Source organism: Spirabiliibacterium falconis, assembly GCF_014885015.1.
Taxonomy (GTDB): Bacteria; Pseudomonadota; Gammaproteobacteria; order Enterobacterales; family Pasteurellaceae; genus Spirabiliibacterium; species Spirabiliibacterium falconis.
In genome coordinates this window covers 36861-53511 of sequence record NZ_JABMIJ010000017.1, presented here as the reverse complement: position 1 = coordinate 53511, position 16651 = coordinate 36861, and the positions used below count along the sequence as shown (strand labels likewise).

General features: G+C 43.7%; 11 protein-coding genes. 10 read left to right on the top strand and 1 reads right to left on the bottom strand.

Going from position 1 to position 16651, the window contains the following annotated elements; translation table 11 throughout:
• The first annotated feature begins 365 nt into the window (after window positions 1-365).
• From HPC40_RS08505 to ppx, 10 genes are all read left to right on the top strand, one after another.
• Window positions 366-1628 carry an NRAMP family divalent metal transporter gene (locus HPC40_RS08505; RefSeq protein ID WP_208119067.1) on the top strand — a complete coding sequence of 421 codons (1263 nt, stop codon included), beginning with the start codon at window positions 366-368 and terminating at the stop codon, window positions 1626-1628.
• Window positions 1629-1791: 163 nt separating this feature from the next.
• Window positions 1792-3585, top strand: a complete 1794-nt coding sequence (gene lepA, locus HPC40_RS08500) for a translation elongation factor 4 (protein ID WP_208119066.1) — start codon at window positions 1792-1794, stop codon at window positions 3583-3585.
• Window positions 3586-3596: 11 nt separating this feature from the next.
• The gene (gene lepB, locus HPC40_RS08495; protein WP_208119065.1) at window positions 3597-4571 is read left to right on the top strand and encodes a signal peptidase I; all 975 of its coding nucleotides are present in this window, start codon (window positions 3597-3599) and stop codon (window positions 4569-4571) included.
• 8 nt (window positions 4572-4579) lie between these two features.
• Window positions 4580-5251 (top strand): ribonuclease III, encoded by a 672-nt coding sequence (gene rnc, locus HPC40_RS08490; RefSeq protein ID WP_208119064.1) that lies wholly within the window; start codon window positions 4580-4582, stop codon window positions 5249-5251.
• Window positions 5252-5259: 8 nt separating this feature from the next.
• A complete protein-coding gene (gene era, locus HPC40_RS08485; protein WP_208119063.1) occupies window positions 5260-6174 on the top strand; it encodes a GTPase Era in 915 nt (304 codons plus the stop codon).
• A 90-nt stretch (window positions 6175-6264) separates the two neighbouring features.
• Window positions 6265-7575, top strand: a complete 1311-nt coding sequence (locus HPC40_RS08480) for a uracil-xanthine permease family protein (RefSeq protein ID WP_208119062.1) — start codon at window positions 6265-6267, stop codon at window positions 7573-7575.
• A gap of 36 nt (window positions 7576-7611) precedes the next feature.
• On the top strand, window positions 7612-8325 hold the full coding sequence (gene recO / locus HPC40_RS08475; protein ID WP_208119061.1) for a DNA repair protein RecO: 714 nt from the start codon (window positions 7612-7614) through the stop codon (window positions 8323-8325).
• 82 nt (window positions 8326-8407) lie between these two features.
• Window positions 8408-10141, top strand: coding sequence for an autotransporter assembly complex protein TamA (gene tamA, locus HPC40_RS08470; RefSeq protein ID WP_208119107.1), 1734 nt, complete (start codon window positions 8408-8410; stop codon window positions 10139-10141).
• Complete coding sequence (tamB, locus tag HPC40_RS08465) at window positions 10141-14046, top strand: autotransporter assembly complex protein TamB (RefSeq protein WP_208119060.1); 3906 nt, start codon at window positions 10141-10143, stop codon at window positions 14044-14046. Before tamA ends, tamB begins: the two co-directional genes overlap by 1 nt.
• Before the next feature lie 115 nt (window positions 14047-14161).
• Window positions 14162-15691, top strand: coding sequence for an exopolyphosphatase (gene ppx / locus HPC40_RS08460; protein ID WP_208119059.1), 1530 nt, complete (start codon window positions 14162-14164; stop codon window positions 15689-15691).
• Here the strand turns inward: ppx and rdgC are convergent, their stop codons facing one another.
• Entirely contained in the window at window positions 15692-16597 is a 906-nt protein-coding gene (gene rdgC, locus HPC40_RS08455; protein ID WP_208119058.1) for a recombination-associated protein RdgC, read from the bottom strand. It abuts the gene before it with no gap.
• Window positions 16598-16651 lie beyond the last annotated feature (54 nt).

Sequence of the window (16651 nt, the reverse complement as noted above, 5' to 3'; positions counted from 1 at the left end):
GGTTTTAACCGCACTTTTGTATTTTATCACTAATTTATTTCGTCTGCTTAAAGGCGATTTTAAACATATTTCTATCTAATATCTTATCTTAATTGCAAAATAAACCAATAGATTATTGCTTTATTTTTAGCACTTTATTTTGTTTTTACCATAACTGTTGGTTATCAATTTGTTAAATTTTATTTGCTAATTCATTGAGTATTAAATAAAATCAGAAAAAAGTTGTTTGGTGGTTTAACATCTTTTTATTTTATTTAATATTGTTTTTTTATTTTTTTATAGACAAATATTTTATTTTACATAAATTGGCGAATATCTCTCAACATCATCATGTTTGCCATTTGATGAAATACTAAGGAGCAGTTATGCAAAATGCCACATCCCCCGATCATGAACACTCGACTTGGAATTCGAAATTACGCGCACTTGGCCCTGGCATTTTAATGGCATCAGCGGCAGTAGGTGGCTCGCATCTTATTGCATCAACTCAATCTGGTGCAATTTATGGTTGGCAGTTGGCGTTGATTATTGTATTGGCGAATCTATTTAAGTATCCGTTTTTCCGTTTCGGTGCGCAATATACGTTGGATACTGGCAATACATTGCTGGAAGGGTATCGCCAGAAAGGTCGCATTTATTTGTGGATTTTTACGATTATGAATTTGTTTGCCACTGTGGTGAATACTGCCGCAGTAGGATTATTATGTGCGGTGATTTTAACGTTTGTGTTGCCGTTTAGCGTGCCATTACCTTTATTGAGTATGGTGGTGTTGGTCTTGAGCTTAACCATTTTACTTTTTGGTAAGTATCGTATTTTAGACAGTATTTCCAAAGTCATTATGATTGCGTTAACGGTATCAACCGTAATTGCGGTTATTATTGCCTTTGGACGTGGTGCCGTTGCTCCACCAGATTACATTGGCGCAACACCGTGGAATATGGGTGCATTAGCCTTTATTGTTGCGTTAATGGGGTGGATGCCTGCACCTATTGAAATTTCTGCCGTTAATTCTATGTGGGTGGTGGCAAAGCGTCGTTTAAATAAGTTTTCTTATAATGACGGCTTGTTTGACTTTAACGTGGGTTATATAGGGACTGCTATTTTAGCTTTGGTTTTTTTAGCATTAGGGGCATTAGTACAATATGGCTCAGGTGTTGAAGTTGAAAAAGTAGGGGGCAAATACATTGCACAATTAATTAATATGTACGCCTATACGATTGGCGACTGGTCGCGTTGGCTTATTGCGTTTATTGCATTTGCCTGTATGTTTGGCACGACAATTACGGTGATTGATGGCTATACCCGCACCAGTGTGGAAAGTATCCGTTTGTTATTAAATAAAAAGCATACTCGCCAAAGTGTATTAAATGTTGCAATGGCAATCACCACTGTTTCAGGGATTGTTGTGCTATTTTTCTTCAATAATGCGCTGGGGCCAATGTTGAAGTTCGCGATGATTGCCTCATTCGTCTTAACGCCAATTTTTGCTTTCTTGAATTTATTGTTGGTTATGAAAGGTGAGCATCGTGTGCGTGGTGGCTTGTTTGTTCTTTCTATTGTAGGCTTAATTTATTTAACAGGTTTTGCACTATTGTTCATTGCGCAACAGCTTGGTCTATTTAGCTAATAGAGTATGACGATTATCATCAAAGTGCGGTTTTGACCGCACTTTTTGTTTTTGACATTTGGCAAGCAAAAAAAGCGGAAAATCTAGCCGTAGGGGGAATATTGCGGTACAATCCACCAATTAACTTGAAGATAAAAAAGACTGTAAGAGAGCCTTTTTGTAGATGAAAAATATTCGTAACTTTTCTATTATTGCCCATATTGACCATGGGAAATCAACTTTGTCGGATCGCTTGATTCAAACCTGTGGTGGACTTTCTGATCGTGAAATGGCAGCACAAGTGCTAGATTCCATGGATTTAGAGCGTGAGCGTGGCATCACCATAAAAGCCCAAAGTGTTACGTTAAATTATAAAGCCAATGATGGTGAAACTTATCAATTAAATTTTATTGATACGCCAGGGCATGTGGATTTTTCTTATGAAGTATCGCGTTCACTTGCTGCATGCGAAGGGGCGTTGTTAGTGGTGGATGCGGGTCAAGGTGTGGAAGCACAGACACTGGCAAATTGTTACACTGCCATTGAAATGGATCTAGAGGTAGTGCCGATTTTAAATAAAATCGATTTGCCAGCGGCTGAACCAGAGCGTGTGGCAGAAGAGATTGAGGATATTGTCGGCATTGATGCCATTGATGCCGTGCGTTGTTCAGCGAAAACGGGCGTGGGCATTGATGAAGTTTTGGAAGAGATTGTTAAAAGGATTCCCGCACCAGAGGGCGATCCAAATGCGCCACTGCAGGCATTAATTATTGATTCGTGGTTTGACAACTACCTTGGTGTGGTGTCTTTAGTGCGGATTAAAAATGGCACACTCAAAAAAGGCGATAAAATCAAAGTAATGAGCACAGGTATTGCTTATGGTGTTGATCGGTTGGGGATTTTTACTCCGAAACAACTTGATACGACGGAGTTAAAGTGCGGTGAAGTGGGTTGGATCGTCTGCGGCATTAAAGATATTTTAGGGGCACCAGTGGGCGATACGCTGACATTGCAGCACAATTCAGCGAGTGCACCGTTGCCTGGTTTTAAAAAGGTTAAACCGCAGGTATATGCTGGCTTGTTCCCTGTCAGCTCGGACGATTATGAATCGTTTCGTGATGCCCTCGGCAAATTAAGCCTCAATGATGCTTCACTTTTCTACGAGCCTGAAAACTCGACCGCACTTGGCTTTGGTTTCCGCTGTGGTTTCCTTGGACTTTTGCATATGGAAATCATCCAAGAGCGGTTAGAGCGAGAGTATAATCTCGACTTGATTACCACGGCACCAACCGTAATTTATGAAGTGCAGTTGACAGATAACACAGTGGAATACGTTGATAGCCCAGCCAAGTTACCGCCGTTGAATAATATTGCAGAAATCCGCGAGCCGATTGCAGAATGTAATATTTTGGTGCCGCAGGATTATCTCGGTAATGTGATCACGCTGTGTGTGGAAAAGCGCGGCGTGCAGACGAATATGGTTTATCATGGTAATCAAGTGGCATTGACCTATGAAATTCCACTGGGTGAAGTGGTGCTTGATTTCTTCGATCGTTTAAAATCCACTTCGCGCGGTTATGCCTCTCTGGATTATGGTTTTAAACGTTTCCAAGCGGCGAATATGGTGCGGGTTGATATTATGATTAACGGCGATAGAGTGGATGCCTTAGCGTTAATTGTGCATAAAGACAATGCGCCATATCGTGGTCGTGAGTTGGTGGAAAAAATGAAAGAACTCATTCCACGACAACAATTTGATATTGCGATTCAAGCGGCAATTGGTAACCATATTATTGCGCGCTCTACGGTAAAACAGCTACGCAAGAATGTATTAGCGAAATGTTATGGTGGGGATGTCAGCCGTAAGAAAAAACTCTTACAGAAACAAAAAGAGGGTAAAAAACGGATGAAATCACTCGGTAATGTGGAAGTCCCGCAAGAGGCCTTTTTAGCGATTTTACATGTTGGTAAAGACTAACAGGAGAGTGTATGTCTAAATTTTTTCTCCCCCTTTTACTGGTTGGCGGATATGTATTTTGGCGTTTTTTAGACAGCCAAAATTTACCGAACACCTTTTCGATTTTGTTAATTGTATTCACGCTGATTTCAGGTGCTGTGTGGTGTTATAACCGCTTTTCTCTTGAACCTAAACGTAAGCGTCAAATTGCTCGACTTGAACAACGCTCTGGCAAAACATTGAGCGAAGATGAACGTGCGAAAGTTGAGCCACTTTCAGAGGGGGGGGAATTTATTGCGTCACTTTTCCCCGTGTTAGGGATTGTGTTGTTGGTGCGTTCGTTTATTTTTGAACCGTTTCAGATTCCATCGGGCTCAATGGAACCAACTCTACGTGTTGGGGATTTTTTGTTGGTCGAGAAATACGCTTACGGCATCAAAGACCCGATTTTTCAGCATAAGCTCATTCCAACAGGTGAGCCAAAGCGTGGTGATGTGGTTGTGTTCAAAGCACCACCACAACCGAATGTGGATTATATTAAACGCATTGTTGGTTTGCCAGGTGATCACATTCATTATGATCAACAAAGTGGTACGTTGACTGTCACGCCAGCACAGTGTGAAACCGCACTTTGTAAGCCAGACGTCTATCAATACAGCGATGTTAAACCGAATCCAGAATTTTTCTATCATGGCAATGCACAGTTGGAATTAACCGAAAAAGGCGCAGTGACACATCAAATTTTATTGAATCCTGTGCGTTTTTATTACGATGCGGCTTATTTCAAGCAGCCAAATTTGCCTGCTGGGCAATGGGTGGTGCCAAAAGGCGAATATTTTGTCATGGGTGATAATCGTGATAACAGTGATGATAGTCGCTTCTGGGGCTTTGTGCCAGAGCAAAACCTCGTGGGTAAAGCACGCTGGATTTGGTTAAGTTTAGATAAGAAACAAGGGCAATGGCCAACGGGCATTCGTGCTAGCCGCTTTTTCACTAGTATTGAATAGGACAATAAATGCAACACGATCTTGCACGCTTGCAGCGTAAATTAGGCTATCAGTTTCAGCATATTGGGTTGTTGAAACAAGCATTAACACATCGCAGTGCGGATAGCAAACATAATGAGCGTTTTGAATTTTTGGGCGATTCCATTTTAAATTTTATTATTGGCGAAGCACTTTTTCATCAGTTTGCTCGCGTTGATGAAGGGGATTTGAGTCGCATGCGCGCCACGTTAGTGCGTGAGCAAACACTAGCACAACATGCACGTAACTTTGAATTAGGTGATTATATGCGCCTTGGTGCCGGTGAACTAAAAAGTGGTGGTTTTCGTCGCGATTCTATTTTAGCTGATTGTGTGGAAGCCATTATTGGGGCAATGTATTTGGATTCCAATTTGGAAACCGTCATGCCAGTGGTGCAAATGTGGTATAAAACTGACTTGGCTAATATTAAGCCTGGGGAAAATCAAAAAGATCCCAAAACACGCCTGCAAGAGTATTTGCAAGGCAAACATTTAGCGTTGCCAAGCTATGAAGTGATCGCAATTGAAGGTGAAGATCACAACCAATCATTCAAAGTGCGGTGTGATGTCAGTGGCCTGAAGCTGACCGCACTTGGTATTGGGCAAAGTCGCCGAAAGGCAGAACAAGCTGCTGCTGAGCAGATCTTAGCACAGATTTTATAAGAGATATTATGACAAAACAGAATGAACATCAGCCAACCTATTGTGGCTTTATCGGGATAGTCGGTCGCCCGAATGTTGGAAAATCCACACTATTAAATCGCCTGTTGGGGCAGAAAATTTCTATTACCTCTCGCAAGGCACAAACGACTCGTCATCGCATTTTAGGGATTGATACTGAAGGTGCTTATCAAGCGATTTATGTGGATACGCCGGGTTTACATATCGAAGAAAAGCGTGCGATTAATCGCTTGATGAACCGTGCAGCTAGCAGCACGATTGGCGATGTAGATTTAATTTTCTTTGTGGTCGATGGCACGCATTGGACAGACGATGATGAAATGGTGCTTAACAAACTACGCAACTCTCGTGCACCGATTATTTTAGTGATCAATAAAATTGACAACATCAAAAATAAAGATGAATTATTACCGTTTATTGCCGATATGGAGAAAAAACTCCATTTTATGGCGGTCGTACCTATTTCAGCGACGCATGGCAATAATGTTGATCAATTGAAAAAATTAGTGCGTGAGCATTTACGTGAAGGGGTACATCATTTTCCTGAAGACTATATTACCGACCGTTCACAACGTTTTTTAGCCTCTGAAATTATTCGTGAAAAATTGATGCGTTTTATGGGGGAAGAGTTACCTTATTCGGTCACAGTGGAAATCGAACAATTCAAAACGAATCCCAAAGGCGTGTTGGTGATCCATGGGCTGATTTTGGTTGAACGAGACGGTCAGAAGAAAATGGTCATTGGTAAGCAAGGGCAGAAGATTAAAACTATTGGTATCGAAGCACGTGCCGATATGGAACGCTTATTTGAAAGTCAAGTCCATCTGCAATTGTGGGTTAAGGTTAAATCAGGCTGGGCAGATGATGAACGGGCGTTAAAAAGTCTCGGCTACAGTGATGATTAAGCCGTTTAATACCAATTTGTTCGTGAGAGTAAATTGGTATTTTTTTATCAATTAAAAACCGCACTTTACTTATTATGATAAAGGAAATATATGAACAAGCTACTTTACCAAGTTGAAGATAAACCGCCATTTTTATTAAGCCTATTACTCGGCGGGCAACATTTGCTTGCAGCACTTGGCGGTATTATTGCGGTGCCATTAGTGATTGGCAATGTACTGCAATTAACAACGGAAGATACGATCATTTTGGTTAATGCTGCTTTGTTAGTATCAGGGATTGTTACAATGATCCAATGTCAAGGTGTAGGGGCTGTAGGCATTCGTTTGCCAAGTGTGATGGGAACAAGCTTTACATTTGTGGCGGCCGCATTGGCGATAGGTTTTAGTCAAGATGGGGTAAGTGGCATTTTAGGCGCATCGTTAGTTGGTTCATTGGTGATGATTATTGGCAGCTTTTTTATGCCAACTATTCGGAAATTGTTCCCACCGGTGGTCACAGGGACGGTGGTTATGATGATCGGATTGAGTCTGATTCCTGTTGCGGTTGATTGGTTTGCAGGTGGGCAACGAGGTGATGCACATTATGCAGACCCAGCTAATCTTGCGATGGCAACGTTTGTACTGTTGATTGTGGTCGTGTTGGTGCAATGGGGGAAAGGCATTTTTTCTGCGGCGGCAATTGTGATTGGCATGCTCACTGGGTATATTTTATGCTTGATTTTAGGTTGGGTCGATTTTTCGGGCGTGCAACATGCACAAGCCTTTGCATTGCCTCAACCATTACATTTTGGGCTGAGTTTTCCAATCTCAGGCATCATTGGCATGAGCATTGCTTACTTGGTGACGATTGTTGAATCCAGTGGTAATTTTTTGGCTTTAGGCAACGCCACGCAAACTGAGATTACAGGTAAGCATTTGCGTGGTGGTGTATTGTGTGATGGCTTGGGGTCTGCGTTTGCGGCAGTTATGTCAACCACGCCATTTTCCTCATTTTCACAAAATATTGGTGTGATTTCACTTACTGGCGTTGCCAGCCGTTATGTAGTCACAATAACAGGTACACTATTAGTGTTGGCGGGGCTGTTCCCAGTGTTCGGTGCATTGATTGTCTCCATTCCTTTGCCCGTGCTAGGTGGGGCGGGACTGATGATGTTTGCGATGATTATCGCCGCAGGTATTCAAATGCTTGATCAAGTTGAGCGAAATAAACGTAATGGATTAATTATTGCTATCTCAATTGGGTGTGGCTTGGCAGTGACAACACGACCTGAAATTTTGGATAAATTGCCGAGTTTTGTGAAAGAAATTTTTGGTTCAGGCATTACTGTCGGTTCGCTATTGGCATTGATTTTAAATGCGATTTTACCGCATGATCTTGGTAATACGACAGAGAAATCCTAGTTGCAAAAGTGCGGTTTTAAACGCTAAGATAGGGCGATGAGTGAGTATTGGCAACGGGGATTTGTCCTGCATCGAAGCCCCTATAACGAAAGCAGTTTATTAGTCTCGCTGTTTACCGAACACAGCGGGCGGTTGACTGTGCTGGCGAAAGGCGCGCGAGCTAAACGCTCCCATTTAAAAAGCCTATTGCAATCCTTTACCCCCTTATTGTTGCGTTTTAGTGGCAAAGGTGATTTAAAGTTGCTCACAAAAGCAGAAGCCGCTGCGTTGGCGTTGCCGCTGGAAAATACCGCACTTTTTAGTGGTTTTTATGTGAATGAACTGCTCTCACGGGTGCTTGAACCCAACACCGCTTATCCGCACTTATTTGACGATTATCTTACCTGCTTGACCGCACTTTGTCAGGCGGGTAACCATGTTGAGCCTGAGTTGCGCCGTTTTGAATTTAAACTGTTGCAAGCCCTAGGCTATGGCGTGGATTTTACACATTGTGCGGGCACAGGCAAGCCTGTTGAGCCAGAAATGTTTTATCAATACCGCGCTGAAAAAGGCTTTATTGCCTCCATGTTGGATAACCAACTGCGTTTTAAAGGCGAAGCCCTGCTTGCTTTTGCCAGTTTAACCTTTGATAGCCCTGAGATTTTACACGCCGCAAAGCGGTTTACACGAATGGTGCTTAAACCTTATCTAGGTGCTCAGCCATTGAAAAGTCGTGAACTTTTTTTAGCACAAAATTTGCACTCAAAATAGCCATTAAGCGTTGGCAAGTGTGCTTCTTATCGGTAAACTTAATGATTACATCAATTAATGGGAGGGGCTTGTGAAATTGCGTATGAAGCCATTTTGGCGTTTCGTGTTATCAGGCGTGTTTGCGTTGAGTTCTATGGCGTATGCCGAGCAGACAGTATTACTTAAAGTGCGGGGTATCGATAATCCAGAGCTTTATAATAATGTGCGCATTTACCTTTCTCAGTTAAGCAATGACGAAGCCGATGGCTCAGAACGTTACCAGTATTTGGTCACTCAAACGATTGAAAATGCGTTGCGTGCCTTAGGGTATTTTAATAATAAAATCAGCTACACGTTTGAGCCACGGGCTGGCATAAAAGACTTACTTTATGCCAATGTTACGCTTGCACAGCCTGTAAAGCTCGGTGAAAATGAAGTGTCTATCATTGGCGATGCAGCCCAAAATCAAGCCTTTCTGGATTTAAAGAAAACTATTCCGAGTGCAGGCACGATCCTCAATCAAGGCACGTATGACGATTTTAAATCTACATTACAGACGCTGGCGGTCAAACAAGGCTATTTTGATGCTGATTTTCAAATCTCACAATTGCTGGTGATGTTGCAAGAACATTTGGCGATTTGGCACATGATTTTTGATAGTGGGCAACGTTATCATTACGGCAACGTAACATTTGAACATGCGCAAATTCGAGAGGATTATTTGCGTAATATGCTCAATATCAAATCGGGCGAACCTTATTTGATCAACGATCTTTCTACAATGACCGCCAATTACACGTCAACGAACTGGTTTAGCTCTGTACTCTTACAACCCACACTGGTCAGTGAAGAAAAACGGGTGGATTTAAATGTCTTAATGCGTCCGAAGAAAAAGAATAATATGGAGATCGGTATTGGCTATGCCACTGATGTTGGACCACGCTTACAATTGAGCTGGAATAAACCGTGGATTAACAGTCGTGGACACAGTTTTAGAAGCAGCTTCTATATTTCTAAACCGCAACAAACCGTGGAAATGACCTATAAAATTCCCTTGCTGAAAAATGCGTTGAAATATTATTACGAATATTCAGCAGGACTTGATCGTGAACGCACCAATGATACCCATGCCGATACGGTCACGTTAGCGGGGCTACGGTATTGGAAGCACGAGAGCGGTTGGCAGTATTTCTTGGGGTTACGTGCACGTTATGACGCTTTTACCCAAGCTGATGTCTCTAACCGCACTTTGTTGATTTATCCGACCGCAGGGCTCAATCGTACTCGGCTGCGTGGTGGAATGTTTCCAAGCTGGGGGGATGCGCAAAATATCACGTTTAATCTTGGGCAAAACATCTGGGGTTCGGATGTCAATTTTTTTAGCGTGAGAGCCAGCTCTGCCTGGATTCGGACTTATTTTGATAACCATCGTATTTTACTGCGTTTTGACGCAGGTTATATGAAAAGTGCGGATTTTAATCGTATCCCACCCGCGTTACGCTATTTTGCAGGGGGCGATCGCTCCATTCGAGGCTATGGTTATAAAAAAATCTCCCCTAAAGACAAAAATGGCAAGTTAGTGGGGGCATCACGCTTAGCGACCGCCAATTTTGAATATCAATATCAAGTTTACCCAAATTGGTGGGGCGCGGTGTTCTACGACACAGGATTGGCGGCTGATAGTTATCGTAGGAAAGCACTGCGTTCAGGCGCGGGTGTAGGGGTACGATGGGCTTCGCCTGTAGGCGCAGTAAAACTGGATATTGCCACTCCTGTGCGTGATAAAGATGGCAGCCATAATATTCAATTTTACATCGGATTAGGAACAGAATTGTAATGGCAGAACAAGCGGAAAAAGTGAGCACCACATCAGAACAACAGCCGCAGAAAACGCACAAGCATAAGTGCGGTTGGCGTAAGTTCTTGTGGGTCATCTTGTGTTTTGTGGTACTGGTGGTCGTTGCTTTTGGTGTGCTGCTTGGTACAGGCGTGGGGCAACGCAATGTGCTGAAATGGGCAGATAGTTTGTTGGATCAGTTGCACATTGGATCGATTGAGGGCAGCTTGAGCGAAGGCTTGGTGCTAAAAGAACTCACTTATCAAGCAAATGGCGTTGCAGTACGTGTGGGCGATATGCGTGCCCAATGGCAATTAGGGTGTTTGCTTCAACGTAAAATTTGCATTGATGATATTACGGTGCGACACGCCGATATTGCGGTGGATACCAGCCAATTACCGCCGTCAGAGCCATCACCACCGCGTGAAATGCAGAAAATTCATCTGCCTGTGGCGGTGGAGATTAAGCACGTTCAGTTAAGCGAGATGACCACTCAAATCGATCAAACGCAGGTAAGTCTGGGTAATTTTACGACCGCACTTTCATTGAATAATGACAGTGGGTTGACCATTATGCCCACGACGATCGACGGTGTAGCTGTGCATCTGGTGGCACGGGAAAGTGAAAATCAAACCTCAGAGGCGGAAAGCCGAGAGGAAAAAACAGCAAGTGCGGTTAATCCGATGGATTGGGACGCATTACGCACACAATTACAACAGCCATTGTTGGGCAAACTGAAAACAGTGGTGTTGCCATTTGCTATCAATGTGCAGGGCATTCAAGGGCAAGATTGGCACTATCAGCAACAACATAGCACTGGCGATGATTTGGCTATTGCCGTTGCGCAATTGCGAGTACAACTGCAAGCCGATGAAAGCAAAATTGCCTTGCCGCAGTTGATGCTCAAGAGCAATCTGATTGATCTTGAAGGGCAAGGCGAAATCACGTTAAGTGGCGAATATCCGCTTGATGTTCACCTTCAGGGGCAAACCTATGATCTGAAACAAGGCGAACGGGTATTATTGCCAGCCACTAAACTGACTGTGGAGCTTATTGGTGCATTAGCACAAACCACCCAGTTCACACTCTCTACCAGCGAGGGGTTTGAGGCGAAGCTGGCTGGGGATATTCAACTTAGCCAGTCAAAGAATCCATTCAACGTGACGCTTAGCGCACCGCACTTTCATTATCCATTGGCACTGCACAAAGATGAGAGTCCGCAGTTCGCTGCTGAAAAACTGAATGTCAATGTGAGTGGCGATTTACTGAACTATCATATTGCATTTGATAGCCTGTTACGGGGGCAGTCTATCCCTAAATTGCACGCGAATTTAGCAGCCGACGGCGAATTGACCGCACTGAATATTCACGCATTAACCCTTGATGGCTTGCAAGGGCAAAGTCAACTGCAAGGTCAGTTGGACTGGACGCAAGGGGTGCGTTGGCAAACCGCACTTTCGCTACAGCATATTAACACTGCTGAATTTACTCCAGATTGGAAAGCCGTACTCAATGGCGGTTTGAAAAGTGAAGGTGTGGTCAATGGTGAGACGTGGCAGGCTAGTGTGAGTGAATTAGATGTGCAAGGTAAACTCAATGGGCAGCCTTTACAACTCACTGGACGGGCACAAAGCAGCACTGAACGCCTATTGAATGCCGATGATCTCAAATTACTTTATGGCAATAATACATTGCGTGTGAATGGTTATTTGGATCAGCATTCTGATTTGCGGGTAGATATTAATGCACCGAATCTTGCGGGATTGCTGCCAGGATTAAGTGCGAGTATGCAGGGTAATGTGGTGCTGCAAGGCGATATTAAAAAGCCGTATGCGTTGTTGGATCTGACCAGCTCCAGATTGGATTTTAACGACGTGCACCTGCGTAATCTGTCTGCAAAAGGCAAAGTCAATGTTGATGAGCAAATCCAAGGTGGGTTGTATCTTGATTTAGCCTCGTTGCAGTTTAATGATATTCAGCTGAAACAGACGAAGATTATTGCTGATGGCAGTGAGCAAAATCACAAACTGAATATTCGAACCCAAGGCGAGCCTGTGTCTGGTACCTTTAATGTGTATGGAAGTTTTGATCGTGCCAAGCAAGTATGGGGCGGAACGTTGGCGAAAATTCAGCTAACATCGCCAGTCGGAAGTTGGAAAAATGATCAAAATATCAAATTAAACGTTGATCTTGCTAAAAGCGAGGCGGAGGTTGCCGCGCATTGTTGGTTAAATAATCAAGCACAAATTTGTTTTCCTTCCGCGTTTAAAGCAGGCAAGCAAGGAGACGTGCCGTTTGAGTTAAAACACGTTAATCTGACCATGCTAACGCCTTTTTTAGACGATAAAATGCAGCTTACAGGCATGCTGAACGGACATGGGCACGTTGCGTGGTTTGATAATAAACCGTTTGCATTAGACGTTAATATCAATAGCCCAGCGATTGCGTTTAAGCAAAAAATAGATTACCGCACTTTCCAACTGGATCTGAGCAATTTGAGCCTGAACAGTACCATTAAAGATAATACGTTGAACCTTAAAAGTGCGGTTGAGATTAATCATCAAGGGACATTGAGCAGTGATATTAACATTGCAGATTTACCGAAATCTCGCCAACTTAGCGGTAATGTGGCACTCAATGCACTGCGGCTAGGGCCGTTGGTCAATCCATTATTGGCAAAAGGCGAGCAAGTAAAAGGGGCGATAAATAGCTATTTGCAATTTGGCGGGAGTTTGCAAGCCCCCTTGCTTAACGGACATTTTAATGTATCGGATTTGGCGTTAAAGATGTTCACCAGCCCTGTTCAAATTAGCGATGGGCAGCTTAATCTTGCATTTAATGGCACGTCATCAACTTTACAAGGGGTGTTGAAAACACCTGATAGCCAGTTAAATTTAAGCGGCGATGCGTCATGGAAAACGCTTGAACAGTGGCAAGCCCATTTAAATGCGAACGCTAACCGCTTTAAGGTGAATATTCCGAAAATGGCGAAATTAGAGGCAAGCCCAAATATCGATGTGCATGCAACCCCTAAATTGGTCAACGTAACAGGGACTGTAGATGTGCCTTGGGCGAGAATCAAAATTGAAGAATTGCCTGAAAGTGCGGTTGCAGTGAGCAGTGATATGGTCATTGTTGATGCGAAAAATCGTGCCACAGTGCGTAATGTCGTGCCTCGCCAAGAGACAATGCAGTTCTCTTCTGATGTGAAGGTGAATATTGGTGATGATGTATTCCTCGATGCGTATGGTTTGAAGGCAAATTTGGTTGGCACGCTGGATGTGCGTCAAGAAAAAAATCTTGGACTCTATGGGCAAGTGGATATAAAAAATGGACGCTATAATTCCTATGGGCAAGATTTGCTGATTCGTCGTGGACAAATCAGTTTCTCAGGACTTGCTTCGCAGCCATTTTTAAATATTGAAGCCATTCGCAATCCCGAAGCGATGGAAAACAGCAAAATTGTGGCAGGTTTAAAAGTCACGGGCATTGCTGATCAGCCTGATGTACAAGTGTTCTCCGAACCTGCCATGTCGCAAGATGAAGCACTTTCTTACCTCTTAACAGGACGTGGGTTGGATAATAGTGGTGATGCCGCCTCAGGTGCCTCTATTGGTGCCGCTATGTTGGGCTTAGGGCTTTCCAAAGGTGGAAAAGTGGTTGGTGGCATTGGCGAAGCCTTTGGTATTAGCGATCTTTCACTCGACACCGCGGGCATCGGCGATAGTTCGCAAGTGGTTGTCAGTGGTAATATCACGCCACGGCTGCAAGTGAAATATGGCGTTGGATTATTTCAACCGATAGCTGAACTGACACTACGCTACAAGATCATTCCACAACTGTATTTGCAGTCCGTTTCGGGGGTTAATCAAGCGGTTGATTTACTCTACCAATTTGAGTTCTAAACGCTAAAAGTGCGGTTCATACCGCACTTTCTGTTTTTTCGCAACGGTGTGATTGAATTGTACGCAAAAAACGATTATGTTATCAAAATAAGGTTATTTTATTGAAGAGAGCAGCATGAAGCACACGAGCCAGCCAGAAAATACCGCACGCACTGTGCGGGAATTCGCCGCCATTGATCTTGGGTCAAATAGTTTTCATATGATTATTGCACGCATTGTCAATGGGTCAATTCAAGTGCTGTCTCGGTTAAAGCAGCGTGTACAGTTAGCGCAGGGGCTTGATGAAAATAACCAGCTTAGCCAAGCGGCGATTGCCCGTGGTGTGGCGTGCTTAGCCCTGTTTGCTGAACGTTTACAAGGCTTACCCACAGAGAATATTCGTACCGTTGGAACTTACACCTTACGCCAAGCGGTGAATAAAGCCGATTTTCTTAAGGCGGCGAAAGCGGTTTTTCCCTATCCTATTAACATCATTTCAGGGGAAGAGGAAGCAAAGCTGATCTACTCTGGCGTGTGCCACACGCAGTCTGAATCGGGGCGAAAATTGGTGGTGGATATTGGCGGTGGTTCAACGGAAATGATTGTTGGCGACGGTTTTTTACCCTTGCTTGCCAACAGTCGTAATATGGGCTGTGTGAGCTTTGAGGTGGCTTTTTTCCCGAATGGCGAGATTAGCCGTGAACGTTTTAATCAGGCGCATCAAACCGCACTTTCACGCATTGCGGACCTTGCAAAACCTTATCAAACCTTGGGTTGGGATACTGTGCTAGGTTCATCGGGTACCGTCAAAACGGTAAGTCAAATTGTGCAGGCGAATTTTGACCCCAGCGGGCTTATCACCGCAGAGATTTTGCAGAAATTGATTGCCAGTGTCTTGCAAGTGGATCATTTTTCTAAACTCAATTTAAAAGGCTTAAATGCTGAGCGAGCCAGTGTTTTTGTACCTGGATTGGCGATTTTAAGTGCCTTGTTTGAGAATTATGGCATCAAGCAGATGCGCTATTCCGATGGGGCATTACGCGAAGGGGTCATGTATGGGCTGGAGAACGGGTTTATTGTGGATAACATTCGTGAGCGAACCGTTGAAAGCCTGATGGAGCATTTTGTCGTGGATAAAGCGCAAGCGTTGCGGGTTACCGATACGGCAATGCTATTGGGGCAGAAATACCGCTGTTGGGAGAACCGCACACAGGCAGAAGAGCTGTTGAATATCTTATTTTGTGCCGCATTTATTCACGAAATTGGGTTATGTATTAACCATAAAGGTGTGCAAAAACATTCGGCCTATATTGTGGAACATAGCGATTTGCCGGGCTTTGATTATCATCAACAGCAACTGCTAGCAACCTTAGTACGTTTTCATATAAGTGCGGTGCATCTGGATGATATAACCATTCCAGCTCGTTATGTTCAGCGTGATGTTGTGGCGTTACTGGTAATGTTACGTTTGGCGATTATTATTAATCGCTCTCGCCAAGCCACAGAGCCTGCCGAGCGGTTTGAATTTCAGGTGCGAGAAAAGTGCGGTGTGTGGCAATTGCAATTTGAGCCAAATTATCTGGCGCGCAATCCGCTAACCGAAAAAGAGTTATTAGAAGAAGGCGCGCTGTTGCATGCACTTGGCATTGAGTTGCGCATTGCGTGATTAATTTTCTAACACGCCACCAAATTCATCGCGTAATTGCGTTATAAAGGTCAGTAGCGTGTCGCTCATTAAGAGAAAATCTGCCTCAAAACGTTGTTGCACATCTTCTTTGACAATATCATCATTTTGCTGGCGTAAATGGTCGCTAAATTTAATCCGTTTGAGGCTAGCATCGTTGGCGAGTACCGCACTTAAGCGATTTTCCCAGTCTAATGCTAATTTACTGACCACTTTTCCGGCATTAAAGTGCGCCTGAATTTCATCGCTGTCGAGTTCTTGTTGCTTGCAGCGAATGACGGACTCATCACGGCTAGAAATCAACTCAGCCTCGCCTAGCGTGTTCAACCATGCGGGCAGTTCATCATTGGCTATCCACGCCGTCATAACCGCACTTGGCTCATTGATAAACGCCAGTGGAACAACGGGCAACGAGCCGAGCGATTTGCGTAATAGAGCAAGGGTTGCTTCTGCGCGAGTTGCACTGGCAGCATTGATGAAAATAAATCCAGCTGCGGGATCAATAAAAAGTGCGGTCTGCTGGTGTTTGCTGAATGCTTGTGGTAGGAGCGAATGCACCACATCATCTTTTAACGCTTGTTTCTCCACTTTACTTAATTTGCGTTGTTCTTGATCTTCACGCTCGAATAAACGTTCTTCAAATGCTTTTTTTACCACGGCTGCGGGCAGAATTTTTTCCTCTTTTTGTGCGATTAAAAATAGTCTTCCAGCGTGGGCAAATAGCAATTCATCACTGCCAGCCAGTGGAGCAAACCAGCCAAAATGGCTTAGGTCGTGCTTGCCACAAGGGTGAAAGGCTTGCGCTTGTAACGCTTTGCTCACGGTTTGCTCGCTTAAGTCAATCGTTTTGGTTAAGCGGTAAACCATCACATTTTTAAACCATTGCATTATATCTTTCCATTATCACTCAATGATAGAATAGATTTATTGTACTGATTCTTG

Bases quoted from the DNA above. Each gene is read 5' to 3' on its own strand.
- rdgC (WP_208119058.1), bottom strand. From the start codon at position 16,597: ATGCAATGGTTTAAAAATGTGATGGTTTACCGCTTAACCAAAACGATT.
- HPC40_RS08505 (WP_208119067.1), top strand. From the start codon at position 366: ATGCAAAATGCCACATCCCCCGATCATGAACACTCGACTTGGAATTCG.
- tamA (WP_208119107.1), top strand. From the start codon at position 8,408: ATGAAGCCATTTTGGCGTTTCGTGTTATCAGGCGTGTTTGCGTTGAGT.
- era (WP_208119063.1), top strand. From the start codon at position 5,260: ATGACAAAACAGAATGAACATCAGCCAACCTATTGTGGCTTTATCGGG.
- ppx (WP_208119059.1), top strand. From the start codon at position 14,162: ATGAAGCACACGAGCCAGCCAGAAAATACCGCACGCACTGTGCGGGAA.
- lepB (WP_208119065.1), top strand. From the start codon at position 3,597: ATGTCTAAATTTTTTCTCCCCCTTTTACTGGTTGGCGGATATGTATTT.
- HPC40_RS08480 (WP_208119062.1), top strand. From the start codon at position 6,265: ATGAACAAGCTACTTTACCAAGTTGAAGATAAACCGCCATTTTTATTA.
- recO (WP_208119061.1), top strand. From the start codon at position 7,612: ATGAGTGAGTATTGGCAACGGGGATTTGTCCTGCATCGAAGCCCCTAT.
- tamB (WP_208119060.1), top strand. From the start codon at position 10,141: ATGGCAGAACAAGCGGAAAAAGTGAGCACCACATCAGAACAACAGCCG.
- rnc (WP_208119064.1), top strand. From the start codon at position 4,580: ATGCAACACGATCTTGCACGCTTGCAGCGTAAATTAGGCTATCAGTTT.
- lepA (WP_208119066.1), top strand. From the start codon at position 1,792: ATGAAAAATATTCGTAACTTTTCTATTATTGCCCATATTGACCATGGG.